This window comes from Enterovibrio sp. FF113, assembly GCF_041439165.1.
Classification (GTDB): Bacteria; Pseudomonadota; Gammaproteobacteria; order Enterobacterales; family Vibrionaceae; genus Enterovibrio; species Enterovibrio norvegicus_A.
Genome location: NZ_JBGONO010000011.1, coordinates 68763 through 87363, shown reverse-complemented (window position 1 = coordinate 87363; position 18601 = coordinate 68763). Strand labels below are relative to the sequence as shown.

The window sequence follows — 18601 nt, the reverse complement described above, 5'->3', positions numbered from 1 at the left end:
AGCGTTCTTTTCAGTACATAGGGAATGACTGAAACAACACGTGCGGATTAAGACAAGGACGTATTATGCATCTGACCCTGCGACAACTGAACATCTTCCAAGCGGTAGCAACGCACTCTAGTTATACACGAGCCGCCGAAGAGCTACATCTCACGCAACCCGCTGTGTCTATGCAGATTAAGCAACTCGAAGACAACATTGGCTTGGCCTTGTTTGAGCAGCTAGGTAAATCCTTGTTTTTGACAGAGGCCGGCGAAGAACTCCTTGGCTATTGCGAACGGATATCTCAGCAACTGCGTGATGCAGAAGATGTCTTTGATAGCATGAAGACGCTTTCTACTGGCAAGTTGAATATTACCGTCGCCAGCACAGCCAATTACTTTGCTGCGCGTTTACTCGCTTCGTTTTCCCAGCAACACCCTGACATCAAACTCAGTCTCAAAGTGACCAATCGCGAAAACCTTCTGAAAGATCTCAAGAGCAATGGCTGTGATTTAGCCATTATGGGAAAGCCACCAGAAGAGCTTGAATTGAACGCGACGGTATTTATGGAAAATCCCCTTGTTGTTGTCGCGCCAGTTAATCATCCACTTTGCCAAGAAACCAACATACCGCTGTCACGCATTGCTAGAGAGCCCATGGTCGTTCGTGAGCAAGGTTCAGGAACACGTTTTTCCATTGAGCGTTTTTTCCACAATCACGGATTATCGTTAATTGTCGCGGCAGAAATGAGCGCGAGTGAGGCGATTAAGCAGGCAGTATCTGCGGGATTGAGTTTGGGGATCGTGTCGAGTCATACCATTGAGCTTGAGTTGGAGGCAAACCGACTGAAGGTACTTGATGTTGAGAATATGCCGATAATACGGCACTGGTATCTGGTGCACCGAAAAGAAAAGAAACTGTCTCCGATTGCGATAGCGTTTAGAGATTACTTACTGCGGGTTGCACCAGATCTGTAGTGACATCAGACCAAAAAGCATCATAAAAATCCTAACTCAATGTATTAAAATACAAAAAATAGGTGACGGCGTCACTAATAAACAGGTGAGATGCGTTCAAATTATTCCTAAAGTAACCTGAATCGCTTAGGTTGTAGCATCACTAGGTACGTGACGTTGTAACGCCTGTCTAAGCACGACAGAGCGGATTGGCTTGGTAACGAAATCATCCATCCCTGCTTGAAGACACTTCTCTTTATCTTCATTCATGGCATTAGCCGTAAGTGCAATAATCGGCAATTGACATCCTTTCGCACGAAGCTGCTTTGTTGCCTCTATGCCGCAAAGCACTGGCATCGACATATCCATTAAAATAATATCAAACTGGGTTTTGCCCTCGTCAATCATATCGATAGCCTCTTGACCATTGTTTGCCACTACAACGTGATGACCCGCTTTTTCCAGCATCAATTTGACGACCATTTGGTTTGCTTTGCTGTCTTCTGCAACCAATATATTCATTGGCTTCAATTTGCTCTCTTCCGACTTGTCTTTATGTACGATTTCTTGTGGCAACGGTTTGATCAAAGGAATATCAATATAGAACGTCGTACCCACACCCGGTTGACTGTCAAAGTCGATAGACCCTTTCATCATCGATACCAGTTTCTTACAGATAGAAAGGCCTAACCCTGTACCACCGTATCGGCGTGTGATACTGCCATCCGCCTGAGTAAAAGGCTGGAAGATATCTTTCTTCCTATTATGGCTTATGCCAATGCCCGTATCTTTTACGGCAAGCTTGAGTGTGTTCCCCTCGGCGTGCATGAAAACCTGCACTTTTCCTGTCTCAGTAAACTTGACTGCATTGCCTACAAGGTTCAACAATATTTGCGTAAAACGGTTCCCATCTTGATAGATGAGCTTGGGCACGTTGTCAGCAACCTCAACGTCCAACTTGATGTCTTTGCCCGAAGAGACTTCTTTCAGTTGATTAAACACCACCGTGACGCTTTCTCTTGGATTGATGTTCTCTGGGTGCAAAGCAAACCGATCTGACTCTACACGCGATAAATCAAGTACGTCATTGATAATCGTCAGAAGCAGTTGGGCAGACTTGTCCATTTGTAACACCCACGATTCTTGCTCTTCATTGATGGGTGATTGTTGTAGTGCATCTAACAACCCCATCACGGCATTGAGGGGCGTGCGGATCTCATGACTCATCATCGCAAGAAACTGAGATTTTGCCGCGTTAGCAGATTCTGCTTGCTGCCTGGCTTGTTGCAGCTCATGCAGACGCTGCTTCCGTATCGTGATGTCTTTTGCGGTGCCCCGAAAACCCATGCAGTTTCCGCGTTTATCATAGTAAGGCCGACCAGAAAGGCTTATCCATTGCTCCGCCCCTTGGTTGTAGACTTTCCACTCGACTTCAGAGAATGGCTCCTCTACTTGAATTAAATCGAGCAGTTTATTTTTGACGTCAGGTTGTCGATTGAGTTGACCCATGATCGCCTGAGGCTCGGCTGATAACGATTCGTTGGATGGAGAAGAGAGATACGTAAACTGCAGATTGTTATTAATTTCCCAGAACCAATCACCGGCTGTTTTTGCGAAGTCCCTAAAGCGCTGACGACTCGCTGTCAATTCTTGCGTCTTGACCGAAACAAGGCACTGCAAACGCTCTCGATAGTCGATATCAATAATGGTGCGTTCAATCAACGGGCGAAAACGCTCGATAACTTGCTGCGCTTTGGTATCAAAACCGCCCCTATTGGAAGAAAATAGCAATAGTATTGATTCGCTGGCGTTGACTGTCATACCCGTGATCAGGGCAGACCGGCAGGATTCAAAATCTATCGGCTCCAACAAGCTAAATTCTTGAACACGCTCTGGGGCATATAAAATGACAGTCTGACCGTTCACGCAACGTGAAAATGTTCCACCATCTCGCCAATGAAATTTCTCCACTTCATGAGACGTCGACACTAAACAGGAATATCTGTCTTCGGTATCTTTGTTACGCGTAAGCACCAAAGCATTATCAAACGCGACATAACGTTCAATCACTTTAAGTAGCGTATTGAACACTTCAATTTTATTGCTGGCACCAGACATCGCAGAGATCGCCGAAAGGATGGCGCGATTCTCTTCTTTGAATTTATGTTCTCGTTCTTCAACGCGATTTAATTCAAATAACGTTTCCTGTAACTTCTCTGATACAGCGCTTGTCATAACTCATCCTTGTGAAACAAAACTGCAGAGATCATCAAATTTCCATGAGCAATCTCTCCTCCAAGAAACTGCCCTTGCTCACCAAACGTAAATGGGCAGATGAAAGGAGCTTGGTGCATAGACAAACTCATGTTCGCCGCAACATCGTTCAATGAATCTCTTACGTGGAGCATACACCCTGCACAATAGATGGCGATGCCTCCGATTGGATCACGGGGGTTTTTGTCATGGTCATTGGCAGAATCAACAACGCGACCTGCACGGGAAACCAGCATTTCTGTGGTTCCAGACATAAAATGTACGGTTTCACCCTCACCGAGGTTACAGAACATTTGGATGCCACCGTCCTCCGACACAGACGCAGGATGCGAGAGTGTGTAATACGGCATTCCATGGATTATTCCCGTTTGGCGACCTAAGGGAAACAAGGTTGACTGAGCGAACAAATCGTCGTTATCAATGACTCTTCCTGTCGCGCTCTGAAACCAGTTCGCATAAACCTCTGCGGCAGGCTGACCGTTTAATTCCAACAAGGTTCTGCCGTCTATTCGTGTTGCCACAGCACTGTCCCCTAGCGGGGCATATCCACTATGGAATGAATAGCTGACCCGAGCAGACGGAAAAAACACCGCCATGGCAATGCCATTACTCGTGACGTTGTCACTATCAAACAGTGACCAATTGCCGCTCACGCCATCATCGGCAGCGGTACCACCGATAATGGGGACGTTTACGCCTAACTCACTGGTGATCGCGCGGAGTATGGTTTCTTCATGTCCTGGCGTGGTATGGAGTGTGATAAGCGCAGGGAGCTCTCCAGGACGACCACTACTATCAATGGCGCGTTGGAGCACCTGCTTAGCTTGCAAAAACACGTCGTTTTCTGAGGATAAATTGCACAGCGCGCTGCCATAGGCACCAGATTCATCTTGAACTGCCCAAGCTGCAATGTTGTGGCCACCCACGTAGCCTTTATCTGTCATCGTGCCTCTGCATGACGAACACCCTATGATATAGGTATCAGGAAATTGCTTCTTAAATTCATTTTTGATGCTTTGGACGTCTTGGGTTTCGGTGTAGTAGACAAGCATCAGCGAAGGAGACGAGATTTTCTTGCGAATCTCTTCCTTGATAGCCTTGACGGCAGAAGCGGCATTTAAATCGGTAGACGACGATGTCGCAATTCTCATGGGTGATTTCTATAGTGTCGCGGCAATTAAATTAATAATAGCGTTCTCCCTTCTGCTATGACCAGTCTTTCGATTCATTCTTTTCGTTTAATCACTGAATTCTCTATTAATAGACGATAGAATTGTGACATTGTAAGTCAAAATTTTGCTCGCGATGGACAGCCAGCTATATCTCGTCATTAATACACAGCAACCTCTTGGTCAACGTATAAGCAAGCGATTGGCCGAAAAAGGAAATATCGTCGTCTATCTGACTGATGACGATCAAGAAGGCTATGCCATTGCGGCAGAAGAACCTAGAGTGCGTTACCGCTATTGCTCACCGAAGAATCAAGCCATGCTTGCAGAAGAAATAGAATGGACACAACGCTGCGTATCATTAATCGATGGCATTGTGGTCATGGTCTCAGAGTCCGAAATCGAAGACATTCAGATGCCACTTGATGAGCGATTTTTTTCTTGTGCTCGACCTCAAAATACTTCCTCAGAACTTTCACAAGAGCCGCTGCAAGAACTCTGCATTACTTATGTCATTGTTGCTCAGAAGCCTCAAGCGCCCGACTCACTTAAAGCATTACATTTGGCTTTGTGTTCACGCGCACATGATGACGAAAAATGTAATGGATTTAGAGTCAACTATGTTTTGGTGTCGTTAAATGACAAGGACGAAGAGGATAACGACACAACACAGAGCGATATTGCAACGAGTGCGTCAAATCTGACACATTACTTGACCTCACAGCAGGCTAAAGCGGTACATCGACAAGCTTTCTACTTTAAGAATTCCTCAGATTGATTTGCAGTAAAAAAGCCATCTGTCGCTGCTTTTTTACTAGATTCAGTCAATTCGATCAAAATAGTCATCCAATAGCCAAAATGTTAACTTAAATCGCACAAACATTAATTTAATGTTAAAAGTTAATTTCTATTTGATCTTGATCAATGTGCAAAATGAATTTATGCGCTGCCCCATATTTAACACTGTCAGGTAAAGCATAAATATAAGCACGTTTATTACCCATTACGACGACTTCATGCGCAATCAAAACACTATTATCTGAATCTAAATTCACTTGCAAAGACGACGGTGTTGCTGGTGAGAAAACCACCACAGAACCCCCTGCATCCCCTTGTTTATCATATTGAATATGAACCTTTTCACCTTTCAGTGAAACTTGGCATTCATCCGCCAACATCGTGCAAGTAAGTGTGTTTTTTGAACTAGAATAGTCAATGGTTCGCCAAACAAAAGCAGCAATAAGTACAGCCATAACGACTAATATTTGTATTAAACGAGCGGTGGTTAATTTTTCTGCAGCCATAAGATCTTTACTTTTCCCGTGTTACAGAGCTCAAAGTTTTAATATAAATGTTACCTAAGGGTAAACCGTCTGTGGGTAGAGGCCTGTATTTAACTGATTAAGTGAAGTATTATCGATACCGAAAATGCCACTTTTACAAAGAAATAGCAATGGAATGCATCAAGTGGGTATAAATCAATCACTATTCGCATTGCATTGCTCCTGGGTGGCATTGTGACGTAAAAGTCACGTTGTTTTTACGTGAGTGTAGTAATCAAAAAGTGGAAGCATGCAATATGAGCCAAGATAAGCAGCTTGAACTGGAATACAACTACCGCGTTGTCCGTCAATTTACCCTAGTAACAATATTGTGGGGCATTGTGGGCATGGGTGTTGGTGTTCTCATTGCATCTCAGTTGGTATGGCCCGCGCTAAACTTCGATATTCCTTACCTGACATATAGCCGACTAAGACCACTGCATACCAATGCAGTCATCTTTGGTTTCGGTACAAGTGCATTGTTCGCAACGTCTTACTACGTTGTTCAGCGCACATGTCAAACGCGTTTATTCGGAGGCAAGCTGGCTGAGTTTACCTTCTGGGGTTGGCAAGCAGTTATTCTGTCTGCAGCAATTTCGTTACCGTTGGGTTATACCACCAGTAAAGAATATGCAGAATTGGAATGGCCAATCGATATCTTAATAGCGGTTGTATGGGTCGCATACGCTGTGGTTTTCTTCGGAACCATGATTAAGCGAAAGACATCCCATATTTATGTCGCGAACTGGTTTTTCGGAGCCTTCATCCTAACCGTTGCGGTGTTACATATCGTCAACAGTATGGCGATCCCTGTTTCAGGCATGAAGTCTTATTCGATTTACGCCGGTGCCATTGATGCCATGATTCAGTGGTGGTACGGACATAACGCCGTAGGTTTTCTTTTGACCGCTGGCTTCTTGGGTATGATGTATTACTTCGTCCCTAAGCAAGCAGGTCGCCCAGTTTATTCCTACCGTCTATCGATTGTGCATTTCTGGGCGCTAGTATCGCTCTACATTTGGGCGGGTCCTCACCACCTGCACTACACCGCACTTCCAGACTGGACTCAGTCTTTGGGTATGGTTATGTCGATCATTCTGTTTGCTCCTTCTTGGGGTGGCATGATCAACGGTATCATGACGCTATCTGGTGCTTGGCATAAACTTCGTTATGACCCAATCCTTCGCTTCTTGATCGTATCTCTGTCGTTCTACGGTATGTCTACGTTCGAAGGGCCAATGATGGCCATTAAGACAGTGAATGCCCTATCCCACTACACTGACTGGACCATTGGTCACGTACACTCAGGTGCTTTAGGCTGGGTTGCGATGGTATCGATTGGTGCTGTTTACCACCTTATTCCTAAATTGTTTGGTCAAGAGCGTATGTACTCTTTGAGCCTAATTAACGTTCACTTCTGGCTCGCAACCGTCGGTACTGTTTTGTATATCGTCGCGATGTGGATTTCAGGTGTAATGCAAGGTCTGATGTGGCGTGCGGTGAATACTGACGGAACATTGACTTACAGCTTCGTTGAGTCGCTGGAAGCTTCTTACCCGTTCTATTTTGTTCGCTTTGTTGGTGGCGTTATCTTCCTTTCAGGCATGTTTTTGATGGCATACAACGCCTACAAAACCATCACTGCGCCGGAAGCTAGCTTGAAAGCCATTGAAGAACCCGCATAAGGAGACCAACGAATGAGTTCTAGTCGTCATGAAATTGTAGAGAAGAACGTTGGTCTTTTTGCAATCTTAACGATCATTGCGATCAGCTTGGGTGCATTGGTGGAAATAACCCCTCTACTGTACCAAAAGCAAACCACTGAACCTGTCGACAACCTGCGCCCTTACACGGCTCTGGAAATGGAAGGTCGTGATATCTACATCCGAGAAGGTTGTAACGTTTGTCACAGCCAAATGATCCGTCCATTCCGTGCCGAAACAGAGCGCTATGGGCACTACTCTGTTGCTGGTGAAAGCGTTTGGGAGCATCCATTCCTGTGGGGCTCTAAGCGTACTGGTCCTGATTTGGCGCGTGTTGGCGAACGTTACTCTGACGAGTGGCATCGCGTTCACCTAATCAACCCACGTGCGGTTGTGCCTGAATCAAACATGCCAGGTTTCCCTTGGTTAGCTGAAAATGTGTTAACTGGGGATCTGACAGAGAAAAAACTGACGGTTTTCCGAGACATGTTTGGCGTGCCATACACGGATGAGCAAATAGCGAACGCGCAAGCTGACGTTCAAGGAAAAACAGAGATGGATGCGTTGATTGCGTATCTACAATCTCTCGGCCATGCAATGAAGTAAGGGACTGTTATGGAAATTGTATCGTTCCACAGTATCTGGACACTTGTGATTTTTGTGTGCTTCATTGTGATTGCGCTTTGGGCGTACAGCGGTCGTCGTAAAACGGAATTTGACGAAGCTGCAAACCTTGTCTTCGCTGACGAGGAAAAAGGACTTAAAAAGACAGGAGAAGATAACAAATGACAACATTTTGGAGTCTATTCATCACTGTCATTGTCGTCGCGACGCTAATTGGTTGTGCTGCACTGGTTATATGGTGCAGTAAAGACCTAAAAGGTATTGCTGACGGTGAGGATATGGGACACGAATACGACGGTATTCGTGAGCTGAACAACCCGCTACCGAAATGGTGGTCCTATATGTTTTGGGCCACTATTGTGTTTGGCGTGGTTTACTTGGCTCTTTACCCAGGCTTAGGGAACTATAAGGGTTTGTTTGGTTGGCAGAGTTCTGCGCAGAATGTCAGTAACATCGAAGAATCTCGTGAGCTTTTGGCAAACAGCCAAGGGATTGACCAATACGCACGTGAGCTTAATGCAGCAAACGCCGTGTTTGGTGAAACATTCCGCAAGCTGGCTTACAAGCCGGGTACGGATGAGCTTCTCGACATCACTGAAATAGCGAAGAACCCAGAAGCCGTTAAAGTTGGCCAACGCCTATTCATTCAGAACTGTGCACAATGCCACGGCTCGGATGCTCGCGGTCAATCTGGCTTTCCTAACCTAACAGACAGTGCATGGCTGTATGGCGGGGAACCAGAAACCATTAAGGCCACCCTTCTGCACGGCCGCGTCGGTAACATGCCTGCATGGTTGGCGGCATTTGGCGAAGATGGCGTTGCTGAAGTTTCTGCCTATGCGTTGAGCCTTTCAGGTCGTAAGGTCAACGCTGAAGAAGCCGCGAAAGGTAAAGCACGCTTCGTTGTTTGTGCAGCTTGTCACGGCACTGACGGTAAAGGTAACCCAGCATTTGGTGCACCGGATCTAACAGACAATATTTGGTTGTTCGGTGGTTCACGTAAAGCCGTTGAAGACACTGTTCGATATGGCCGTCAAGGTGTGATGCCAGCTTGGAAAGACATTCTGGACGAAGATAAGATCCAGCTTCTTTCAGCTTATGTTTGGCAGCTAGGAAACCCGCAAAACTAATAATAAGTTGTCATTGTTAGGCCCCCGCTTGCGGGGGCTTTTTTACCCAAGAACATTCGTAAACACAGGAAAGCGATATGAACAAACCATGGTATAAGCAGTTTTGGCCTTGGTTCCTGATTGCCTTGCCCGGCAGCGTCGTCGTTGCGAGCTTATTCACTTTTACACTTTTCAGTAAAAATCAGGTTTCTCTCGTCGCCGAAGACTATTACAAAGAGGGAAAAGGGATTAATCAAGATCTCTCTCGCCTTCGCCAAGCAGATGCATTGTCACTGTCTGCACGCTTAACACTTTCCGATGACAACGCCATTGTTATCCTAGACAAAGGTGAGTTGGCTCAGTTCCCTACGATCAAAGTGACTTTTCAACACCGTACTCTCGCCGACAAAGATATTGAGAAAATGGTGAACTCAGACCAAAATGGTCGTTATCGTCTAGCTCTTGTAGAACCGCTGCAAGGGCCTTGGTATGTTGAAATCAATGCATTTGATGGTAGCTGGGCACTGAATGGCCGCGCTAACTTCCCATCTTCAGACCCAGTTAAGTTGTATGGTCAGAGCAAGGAATGACAAAAGATTGTTATCACTGTGGAGAGCCAGTGCTTACTGGCGACTCTTATAACGTAGAGATCCAGGGCGTAAACCGTACAATGTGTTGCCCGGGTTGTGAGGCTGTTGCCACCACCATCGTTGCTAACGGCCTAACCTCTTACTACGAATATCGCACCGCGCCAGCAGAAAAAGCCAACCTTATTCCTGACGAACTTCAATCTCTCAGCCTTTACGACAACGAAGACGTGCAGCAAGAGTTTGTCCGTCATGAAAACGGGATTGATGAAGTTGTACTCTCTGTCGATGGCGTCTCGTGTGCAGCGTGTGCTTGGTTGATCGAAAAACAAATTAGCACGCAAGACGGCGTCTCTCGCATTCAAGTCAATACAACAACAAATCGCGCCACGTTACGCTGGGATCCGTCCAAAGCAAAATTAAGCACCCTTCTGAGTAAAATTCATGCTTTAGGATACAAAGCCGCTCCGTTTGAAGCTGATAATCAAGAAGCACAATATCACCGCACCATGAAGCAATACCTCTACAAGCTAGGGGTTGCAGGATTGGCAACCATGCAGGTGATGATGTTGGCGATTGCCATGTACTTTGAAGTATTTGGCGACATGGACGAGTCATTTCGTAACTATTTTCGCTGGGTTAGCCTTATTTTTGCCACGCCAGTTCTGCTGTATTCCGCCATGCCTTTTTACATCAATGCTTGGCGCAATCTAAAAGCAAGAACGTTAGGCATGGATGTTCCTGTCTCCATCGCTTTGTTGTTTGCTTATTTTGCCAGTTTGTACGCAACAGTGACCGGCACAGGCGAAGTGTTTTTCGAATCTATCGCCATGTTTACTTTTTTCCTGCTGATAGGAAGGTTTCTTGAGATGCGTGCACGCAGAACAGCGGCAGCAGCCAGTGCAAACCTGCTTAAACTCATCCCGCGTTTGGCAACATTAGATTCTGGCGAACAAATCCCAGCAAAATCTCTCACCGTTGGCCATGTCGTTCGTGTTCTCCCCGGCGAACCCTTCCCTTCAGATGGTGTCATTGTTGAAGGTATTACCACCGTCGATGAGTCCATGCTTACGGGTGAATCCATGCCTGAGTCACGACAGCTTGGCGACAAAGTGTATGCTGGTACGCTTAACATTGACGGCAATGTGAATGTTGAAGTAACGGCGGAGAAAAAAGACTCTTTGATCGCTCATATCGTTCAGCTACAAGACGCAGCGCAACTCGCTAAACCGCGTGTCGCTGAAATTGCTGATATCGTTGCACGTTACTTTGTCGCCGTAATTTTGCTCATTTCTGCATTAACATGGTGGTATTGGCAAAGCCATCGCCCTGAAGATGCGTTTTGGATAATGTTGTCTGTGCTTGTCGCCACTTGTCCGTGTGCACTTTCTTTGGCAACACCAACTGCATTGACTTGTTCTACCTCTACATTCGGAAAGCTTGGGATTCTCCTTCGTCGAGGTCATGTGTTTGAAACCTTGACCAAGATTAATCGTGTGATTATCGATAAAACAGGCACCCTCACCGAGGGCAACGTCACTTTGGCTGACACAGCTGTTTATAGCGATATAGAGAAGAGTGAAGCATTAGCGATCGCAGCAGCCCTAGAGTCGTATGCGAATCACCCTATCGCCGATGCCTTTAAAAATATCAACGTGGCGTCTGGCGTGATACAGGTCGAAAACGTTATCGGCGAAGGCATTAAAGGCACTTATCAAACTCAGGAATGGCGCATTGGTAAGCCTGAGTTTGCCCTTTCTGATACGCGAGCAGCAGAAACATGCAATCATCAAATTTGGTTATCTTGCAGTGGCAAAAAGATAGCGTCATTTCAATTGGTCGACCCTATTCGCGAAAGTAGCCAAACCTTGATCAATAAATTCCACGAAGCGGGTATCGCTGTCACCATGTTAACTGGTGATAACTCAGCAACCGCGACATCCGTGGCAAATCAGCTCGGTATTGATGAGCTTGTATCAGGCGTATCACCTCAAGGTAAGCTCGATTACTTAAAATCACTCCCTGAAGATCAAATCACCATGATGATCGGGGATGGCGTTAACGATGCGCCTGTTCTGGCAGGGGCACATCTTTCTGTGGCTATGGGTGGCGGCACAGATGTAGCAAAAGCGTCTGCTGATATGGTTCTTCTCGGAGATGATTTGACTAAGCTGCTTGATGCTCGTCATCTTGCCGCGTTCACTCAAAAAATCATTCGTCAGAATCTCGCTTGGGCGTTAGGCTACAACCTTGTCATTCTTCCTCTTGCTGTGATGGGATTTGTCGCACCTTATGTGGCAGTGGCAGGCATGTCTGCAAGTTCTGTTATCGTTGTCACGAACTCTCTGCGCCTGTTCAAGAAAGACCTCATCGAAAGATTCAAGGACAAGTAGTTATGGAAAGCCTATATATTCTGATCCCTATCGCCATCATGCTTGTTTGTGTTGCTGTTGGCGTCTTCATTTGGGCGGTCAAATCCGAACAATTTGAAGATCTAGAACGTCAAGGCATGAATATTCTTCTTGATGACGATGAAAAGCTTACGCCAGAAACAAAAAACACATCAGCCACATCAGAGCGAAGTGAAAACAAGTAATGCCAATCTCTGATCTTGTTGCAGCGTTTATGGTTGGCATCTTGGGAGCCGGGCATTGTCTGAGCATGTGCGGTGGTGTAGCAGCCGCTGTTTCATTCGGCACACCAAACAGCCAGAATAAATTGCCTTACCTTCTTTTCTATAACGGCGGCAGACTTTTATCTTACGGTATCATTGGTGCAATTGGTGGCGGTCTTGTTTCTGGTGTTGTCGGTGTTAGTCACGTTAGCCAAAGTTTGATTTGGTTGCGACTAGCTGCCGCTATCATGATGATTTTACTTGCGCTGTACATTGGTCAATTCTGGAATGGGTTGTCTTACGTTGAGCGACTAGGCAAAGGTCTGTGGCGGCATATTTCTCCGCTAACATCAAAACTACTTCCTTTAAAATCACCCTTCGCGGCTTTACCATTTGGTATGGTTTGGGGATGGCTACCTTGCGGACTTGTCTATTCTGCGCTCAGTTGGGCGGCAGTATCAGGAAATGCGTTTCATGGTTTATTGATAATGCTCGCATTTGGCTTGGGTACCCTGCCCGCAATGCTATTTGTTGGCACCTCCGCAGAGTCATTAAAGAAGTTACTTAACAACATGATTTTTCGAAAGTTCTCATCATTAATACTGCTAATGTACGGAATAGTTACCGCTTATTCTGTATACAATCAGTTGTAGTAAGGGTCGATTTATCACGTGAAAGTGGTAAAATATTGACTCAAATCAATTTGGCTAAGCAGGCTCATGATTCAAGACAAAATAATGACTAAAAGAGTTCAATCAGGCGGATGCGCAATCCATTGTCAGGACTGCAGTATCAGTCAGCTCTGCATTCCTTTCACATTGAGTGAAAGTGAGCTAAATCAGCTTGACCAAATTATTGAACGTAAGAAGCCAATTCAAAAAGGACAGCCTCTGTTTCAAGCAGGTGATCCACTTCGTTCTTTGTATGCAATCCGTTCAGGTACGATCAAAAGCTATACCATCACCGAACAAGGTGATGAGCAAATTACTGCATTCCATCTTGCCGGTGATCTTGTTGGTTTTGACGCCATTAATCACATGTCCCATCCAAGTTTCGCTCAAGCACTTGAAACCTCAATGGTGTGCGAAATCCCGTTTGAAACCCTTGATGACCTTTCGGGCAAAATGCCTAAACTTCGCCAACAAATCATGCGTTTGATGAGTAGCGAGATCAAAGGCGATCAGGAAATGATTTTACTGTTGTCCAAGAAAAATGCCGAAGAACGCTTGGCTGCATTCTTACATAGCCTTTCTACGCGCTTCTCTCAGCGTGGTTTTTCAGCCAAAGAGTTTCGTTTGACCATGACACGTGGTGATATTGGCAATTATCTTGGTCTGACGGTGGAAACCATCAGCCGCTTGCTTGGTCGTTTCCAGAAAAGTGAAATGTTGAGCGTGAAGGGTAAGTACATTACCGTTCTTGATCATGATGAGCTAAGTCGCCTCGCAGGTGTCAGTAAGTAATCAATACTGACAAATTGACTGAATACGAAATGGCGCTATACGCGCCATTTCTCTTTTTTTACGTTTATCTTTCTGAATTTATCGCGCCATCCGCCTAGATTGCGTTACATTAAAGTAACGCATCAATAAGTTGGAGGTGTTATGAACAGATATACCAACTTGCTCGTGGCTATAGATCCCGACCACGAAGAACAGCCCGCACTCTCGCGTGCGCTGGACATCGCTAGAAAGTCTTCTGCGGATGTCAAAATTACACTCTTTCTTGCTATCTATGACTTTTCCTATGAAATGACCTCAATGCTGTCATCAGAAGAGCGTCAAGCCATGAGAACTGGCGTACTTCGTCAACGCGAAGAATGGGTAGCATCTTTGGTTGCCCAACATGACACGGAGAGCATTGACGTGACCACACATGTGGTCTGGCACAATCGACCTTACGAAAGCATGATTGCGCAAGTTTTTGATAGCAAACATGACTTACTGGTTAAAACCACACACGAACACGATAAGTTAGGCTCCGTGATCTTTACGCCGACAGATTGGCACTTACTGCGTAAATGCCCTTGTCCTGTTTTACTGGTGAAAGAACATGCTTGGCCGGAATACGGAAAAATTCTTACCGCTGTTAATGTGTCTTCTGAGAACGAAACGCACATCCCTCTAAACGACAAGTTGATTGATGAAGCCAAAGCCATGGCTAAACTTCTCACCGCTGAGGTGAACCTCGTCAATGCCTACCCTGCTACACCTGTTAACGTCACCATTGAGTTACCCGAATTCGACCCAGCTTCTTATACCGATGCTGTTCGGGGTCATCATTTACTTGAAATGAAGGCATTGCGACAAAAGCACGGTATAGACGAGTCGCAAACCTTCTGCCAAGAAGGACTACCAGAAGATGTTATCCCTGCCGTTTCGAAAGAACTCGATGCTGAACTGGTAATACTGGGTACAACAGGTCGTGTAGGGTTGTCTGCCATTTTTATTGGTAATACCGCAGAACATACGATTGATCAGCTAAATTGCGATGTTCTTGCCATCAAGCCAGATGGGTATGTCAGCCCGTTGGCACCAAACTTGTCTGAAGAATAGTGCTTTACTCACATGTGTACATAAGCGCCTGCGGGCGCTTTTCTTTTTTAATCATGCTGGCATCCTGCCCCGAAATCCGTATCATACGCGCCAAACCTTCGCATTGAGCATCGAGAGTCGGGCTTTTTGCCCACAGCGATTTTCCAGTCGCGGATTCGATGGCGTAGAGAAATTTCAGAGGCACTCAGTATTACCATGTCAAATCAAGAACTCACCAAATCACAAAAATACAACCAGAATAAGCTTAACAAACGTCTTCGCCGAAATGTGGGTCAAGCAATTGCTGACTTCAATATGATCGAAGAAGGCGACCGTATTATGGTTTGTCTCAGTGGTGGCAAAGACAGCTACACCATGCTCGAAATTCTGCAAAACTTGCAGAGAAGTGCACCGGTGTCATTTGAACTGATCGCGGTTAACCTCGATCAAAAACAACCGGGCTTCCCTGAGCATGTGTTACCAGAGTATCTTGATAATCTTGGCGTCGAATACAAGATAGTAGAAGAAGACACTTACGCGATCGTGAAAGACAAGGTACCGGAAGGTAAAACGACCTGTTCACTTTGTTCGCGTCTGCGTCGTGGCATTTTGTATCGTACGGCGAAGGAGATTGGCGCAACCAAGATTGCCCTTGGCCATCACCGTGACGACATTCTAGAAACCTTGTTCTTAAACATGTTCTATGGCGGTAAGCTAAAGGGCATGCCACCGAAATTGGTTTCTGACAACGGCGAACATGTGGTTATTCGCCCGCTGGCTTATTGCCGCGAAAAAGATATTGAGCGCTACGCGCAAACGGCAGAATTCCCAATTATTCCTTGTAACCTGTGCGGCTCACAGCCAAACATGCAACGCCAAGTGATCAAAGAGATGCTGCGTGATTGGGACCGACGCTTCCCAGGACGTATCGAAACCATGTTTACAGCAATGCAAAACGTGGTTCCTTCACATCTGGCTGACTTTGAATTATTTGATTTCAAAAATGTTGACCAACATTCAGGTGTCATTAACGGCGGCGATACCGCTTTTGATAAAGAGCAATTTACAGATGTTTCCCCATCACAAGACGATGTGATTGAAGTGGACCCTGCTTTGGCGCTCAACGTTGTTCAGGTTAGCTAATAGCTGACTCACACAACGCTTAAATAACAAAGCCCGCTAACTGCGGGCTTTGTTGTATTTATTCGTTAAAAACAGATTAACTTTGCGGTATCCAAGGCGTCACTTTTATTGGTTGCTGGCTAAACAAAACGCGCTCGTCGTCTTGTAAATCTGCCAGTCGCACAACGGCCACGTTGCCTTCCATATCGATAATTCGGCCTTTACTGGTTTCCAGTGATGATTGCGGCTCTGCGAAGTGTAACGATACACCCTCTACGTCTGGCATAAACCATGACGAGAACATACCGCCTAAATCCTGCATCATTGCCGTCATCTGAGGCACAAGCACGCTAACGTCGTCTACTGACATCTCATTCTCAAAGGCATTCTTTGCCATCACTTGAAATGACACATCGCAAAACGCATCACCTGCAGTTTCGATGAATACATCAGGGTTTACTCTTCGCAAATTACTATCGATCGGCAAAGGGAGCTCTTGCGAAGCGGGAATGACAAACTCCTCGTAGTGCTTCTTTTTTGTCATCCAAGCTTTTGTGATAGTGCAAACCTCTCCCGTTTGAGGCTTCACCATAAAATAGCCCACTTTCACATCAGGGTGAGTATCACTATTGTTATGCTTGAGCTGAGTAAACAGCTTGCTGTAGCTAAATTCAATCTGCGCTGCGCCAACAGGCAGTGAAATTACAGCTGCCACAACAGCAGCCGTAAGTCCTTTGATCATCCTTGGCTCCAATATTCTTCGTTATATCGAATCATGCCTTGCACTTCTTCGACATATGCCTGACCGCGTTCTGAGTAGCTTTCTAATCCATTAGCCAGAGTAACTCCCGTGACCGGCTTGCCGTCTTTTCTAAGGTCAGCACGAATATCACGTAAAGACGCGTAAGCTTTATTACGGTTTACATTAAGAAAATAAGCACGGATGGATTGGAAAGTATCTTTAAACACGGCGACTTCATGTGTTTTACCTTGGCTACGTGCACTTGGCACCATGCCGCAGCCAGAAGTGTAACACCACTGTCCAAAGTAATTATTACCTTCACGAGCAAAGCGTGACGTACCCCACCCCGACTCCTTTGCCGCTTGGCTTAGCACGAGATCAGCCGGAATAATATCGACACGTTTTAACGCCTCTTTAAACCACGCTTGGTCAGGGCCATTTTCGGGTAAAGGTAAATTAAAGAGATCAGCGACCTTGGCAAGGAAAGCCTGATCATCTTGGTTAATACTTGCTGCGCCGGACAGGCTACTTAAACGTGTTCGTGCGTTTTCTATCAGGCCATTAATGTAAGTCACACCAGGCTTAAGGAAGGCTACGAATGCCTTTTTCTTTTCTTCAACAATTTTGTAATCACCAAAATCAGGCTTCTGCACCATTTCTGGTGGTGGAGAAGCCGGTTGGAGTTGATTTAAGTTAGTGATTTGAGTTTGGGGGGCGTCGCTACACGCAGATATAAACAGAGCCGAAGCCAAAACAGCATGGGAAAGCTTCATTTATGCGTTGAAAACCTCTTTATTACCGTCTCCTGAAGAAGAATCATCATCCCCTTCTTGTGACACGGTCACTTCAATACCAACACCGAACATCTCGCGATACAGCACCCCTTTCACGTTAAACATAAACGGCAGTGCAAACAGTAACGCTATCCCGCCTGTCGCGTAAGAAAACACAAACAGAACGGCAATGACGATGTAAACCAAGGTCAATGGTATCAGTTTTTTTGTGATCGCTCTAAAAGAAACAATCATCGCAGTTAAAGGACGTAACTGTTTTTCGCATATCAGCAAAATCGTCATGGAAAACGCGATACCGAGAAAAATGCCAAGCAACGGGATGATTTGATTACCGACACTTTGCAGTGCGGAAATAAAGCACATGGCCATTGTGACGGCGAGTGCATACGCCATACCTTTAATGATGTGACGCGGCTTGGTTCGAAAACCAATAGCGTGGCTCAACCCCATCAAACTGGCACCGGCATACAAAGGTGCACTCAGCACCGTCGTTGCAAAGATGGCAATTCGACCTGAAGCCAAAAGATCCTCCGTCATCGGTTGCTTACCCAAAAGGGCATCGAACAAGACTGCTGGGGAGTCCAGCATGATCGAAAGCGCAATGAAAAAGATGGCAACATTGGCCCCAGCCAGCAACAAGGTCGCGGGTAGGAATCTCCAAAAATGCTTTTGTGTTAATTTGAGTGCTTCCTGAACCACACTGGAAGCACTCAAGGTATAGTTTCCTGTCAGCGCATTTTCTAACGTCCCGCCAACATGGAGTGCGTTGCTCAATTGTTGTTTATTCATAGCAAAGTAACTTTTGTCTTTAGCCTAAGAAATTTCCGTCTTTATAAAGTTATAGGTGATATTTTTTCAACTCGTCTCAAAGTGATGTATTTTTAGGCAACGAATTAAAGCGCTATACTACTGAACGCCTGTTTCACGAAATTTCGCGATGGGCATCACATGCCGCAATTTGGTTGATGTTTCCGCACATCTCGGTTGTCACGCAATTATTGGGCAGGATTTTGCCTCTAAAATACAAAAAAACGCTTTAACTTCATGGTTTGCACGTCTATCATGCGCC

19 protein-coding genes are annotated in these 18601 nt (G+C 45.6%); 13 read left to right on the top strand and 6 right to left on the bottom strand.

Features of this window, described 5'->3' with window-relative positions:
* Window positions 1–65: 65 nt before the first annotated feature.
* Window positions 66–959 carry a LysR family transcriptional regulator gene (locus tag ACED36_RS10730; protein ID WP_016962140.1) on the top strand — a complete coding sequence of 298 codons (894 nt, stop codon included), beginning with the start codon at window positions 66–68 and terminating at the stop codon, window positions 957–959.
* A 126-nt stretch (window positions 960–1085) separates the two neighbouring features.
* Here ACED36_RS10730 and ACED36_RS10725 read toward each other — a convergent pair whose 3' ends face one another.
* Complete coding sequence (locus ACED36_RS10725) at window positions 1086–3173, bottom strand: ATP-binding protein (protein ID WP_016962139.1); 2088 nt, start codon at window positions 3171–3173, stop codon at window positions 1086–1088.
* On the bottom strand, window positions 3170–4363 hold the full coding sequence (locus ACED36_RS10720) for an FIST signal transduction protein (protein ID WP_017002755.1): 1194 nt from the start codon (window positions 4361–4363) through the stop codon (window positions 3170–3172). The genes ACED36_RS10725 and ACED36_RS10720 overlap by 4 nt, the downstream gene beginning before the upstream one ends.
* A 154-nt stretch (window positions 4364–4517) precedes the next feature.
* Here ACED36_RS10720 and ACED36_RS10715 point away from each other — a divergent pair, with 154 nt between their 5' ends.
* A complete protein-coding gene (locus tag ACED36_RS10715) occupies window positions 4518–5159 on the top strand; it encodes a hypothetical protein (protein WP_371733233.1) in 642 nt (213 codons plus the stop codon).
* Window positions 5160–5274: 115 nt separating this feature from the next.
* Here the strand turns inward: ACED36_RS10715 and ACED36_RS10710 are convergent, their stop codons facing one another.
* Window positions 5275–5685 (bottom strand): hypothetical protein, encoded by a 411-nt coding sequence (locus ACED36_RS10710; protein ID WP_016962135.1) that lies wholly within the window; start codon window positions 5683–5685, stop codon window positions 5275–5277.
* Window positions 5686–5960: 275 nt separating this feature from the next.
* Between ACED36_RS10710 and ccoN the strand changes: the two genes are divergently transcribed.
* The 11 genes from ccoN (at window position 5961) to ttcA (ending at window position 16017) form a co-directional block, all read left to right on the top strand.
* Window positions 5961–7388 (top strand): cytochrome-c oxidase, cbb3-type subunit I, encoded by a 1428-nt coding sequence (gene ccoN / locus ACED36_RS10705; protein WP_016962134.1) that lies wholly within the window; start codon window positions 5961–5963, stop codon window positions 7386–7388.
* A 12-nt stretch (window positions 7389–7400) separates the two neighbouring features.
* Window positions 7401–8012, top strand: a complete 612-nt coding sequence (ccoO, locus tag ACED36_RS10700) for a cytochrome-c oxidase, cbb3-type subunit II (protein WP_016962133.1) — start codon at window positions 7401–7403, stop codon at window positions 8010–8012.
* Window positions 8013–8021: 9 nt separating this feature from the next.
* Window positions 8022–8195, top strand: coding sequence for a CcoQ/FixQ family Cbb3-type cytochrome c oxidase assembly chaperone (locus ACED36_RS10695; protein ID WP_016962132.1), 174 nt, complete (start codon window positions 8022–8024; stop codon window positions 8193–8195).
* The gene (gene ccoP, locus ACED36_RS10690) at window positions 8192–9160 is read left to right on the top strand and encodes a cytochrome-c oxidase, cbb3-type subunit III (RefSeq protein WP_371733232.1); all 969 of its coding nucleotides are present in this window, start codon (window positions 8192–8194) and stop codon (window positions 9158–9160) included. The genes ACED36_RS10695 and ccoP overlap by 4 nt, the downstream gene beginning before the upstream one ends.
* Before the next feature lie 77 nt (window positions 9161–9237).
* Window positions 9238–9729, top strand: a complete 492-nt coding sequence (locus tag ACED36_RS10685; protein WP_016962130.1) for a FixH family protein — start codon at window positions 9238–9240, stop codon at window positions 9727–9729.
* Window positions 9726–12119, top strand: coding sequence for a heavy metal translocating P-type ATPase metal-binding domain-containing protein (locus tag ACED36_RS10680; RefSeq protein WP_017002751.1), 2394 nt, complete (start codon window positions 9726–9728; stop codon window positions 12117–12119). Before ACED36_RS10685 ends, ACED36_RS10680 begins: the two co-directional genes overlap by 4 nt.
* A gap of 2 nt (window positions 12120–12121) precedes the next feature.
* On the top strand, window positions 12122–12322 hold the full coding sequence (gene ccoS / locus ACED36_RS10675; protein WP_017002750.1) for a cbb3-type cytochrome oxidase assembly protein CcoS: 201 nt from the start codon (window positions 12122–12124) through the stop codon (window positions 12320–12322).
* Window positions 12322–12993, top strand: a complete 672-nt coding sequence (locus ACED36_RS10670) for a sulfite exporter TauE/SafE family protein (protein ID WP_017002749.1) — start codon at window positions 12322–12324, stop codon at window positions 12991–12993. Before ccoS ends, ACED36_RS10670 begins: the two co-directional genes overlap by 1 nt.
* A 66-nt stretch (window positions 12994–13059) precedes the next feature.
* On the top strand, window positions 13060–13803 hold the full coding sequence (locus ACED36_RS10665; protein WP_026023781.1) for an FNR family transcription factor: 744 nt from the start codon (window positions 13060–13062) through the stop codon (window positions 13801–13803).
* Between the two features lie 141 nt (window positions 13804–13944).
* Entirely contained in the window at window positions 13945–14895 is a 951-nt protein-coding gene (gene uspE, locus ACED36_RS10660) for a universal stress protein UspE (protein ID WP_016962125.1), read from the top strand.
* A gap of 189 nt (window positions 14896–15084) precedes the next feature.
* Complete coding sequence (gene ttcA / locus ACED36_RS10655) at window positions 15085–16017, top strand: tRNA 2-thiocytidine(32) synthetase TtcA (RefSeq protein ID WP_026023780.1); 933 nt, start codon at window positions 15085–15087, stop codon at window positions 16015–16017.
* Between the two features lie 76 nt (window positions 16018–16093).
* On the opposite strand, the gene ACED36_RS10650 is transcribed toward ttcA, so the two are convergent.
* The 3 genes from ACED36_RS10650 to ACED36_RS10640 are packed head-to-tail and all read right to left on the bottom strand — an operon-like array spanning window position 16094 to window position 18321.
* On the bottom strand, window positions 16094–16738 hold the full coding sequence (locus ACED36_RS10650) for a DUF2987 domain-containing protein (RefSeq protein WP_371733230.1): 645 nt from the start codon (window positions 16736–16738) through the stop codon (window positions 16094–16096).
* On the bottom strand, window positions 16735–17511 hold the full coding sequence (locus ACED36_RS10645; protein WP_017002745.1) for a glucosaminidase domain-containing protein: 777 nt from the start codon (window positions 17509–17511) through the stop codon (window positions 16735–16737). The genes ACED36_RS10650 and ACED36_RS10645 overlap by 4 nt, the downstream gene beginning before the upstream one ends.
* Window positions 17512–18321 carry a hypothetical protein gene (locus ACED36_RS10640; protein WP_371733229.1) on the bottom strand — a complete coding sequence of 270 codons (810 nt, stop codon included), beginning with the start codon at window positions 18319–18321 and terminating at the stop codon, window positions 17512–17514. It abuts the gene before it with no gap.
* Window positions 18322–18601 lie beyond the last annotated feature (280 nt).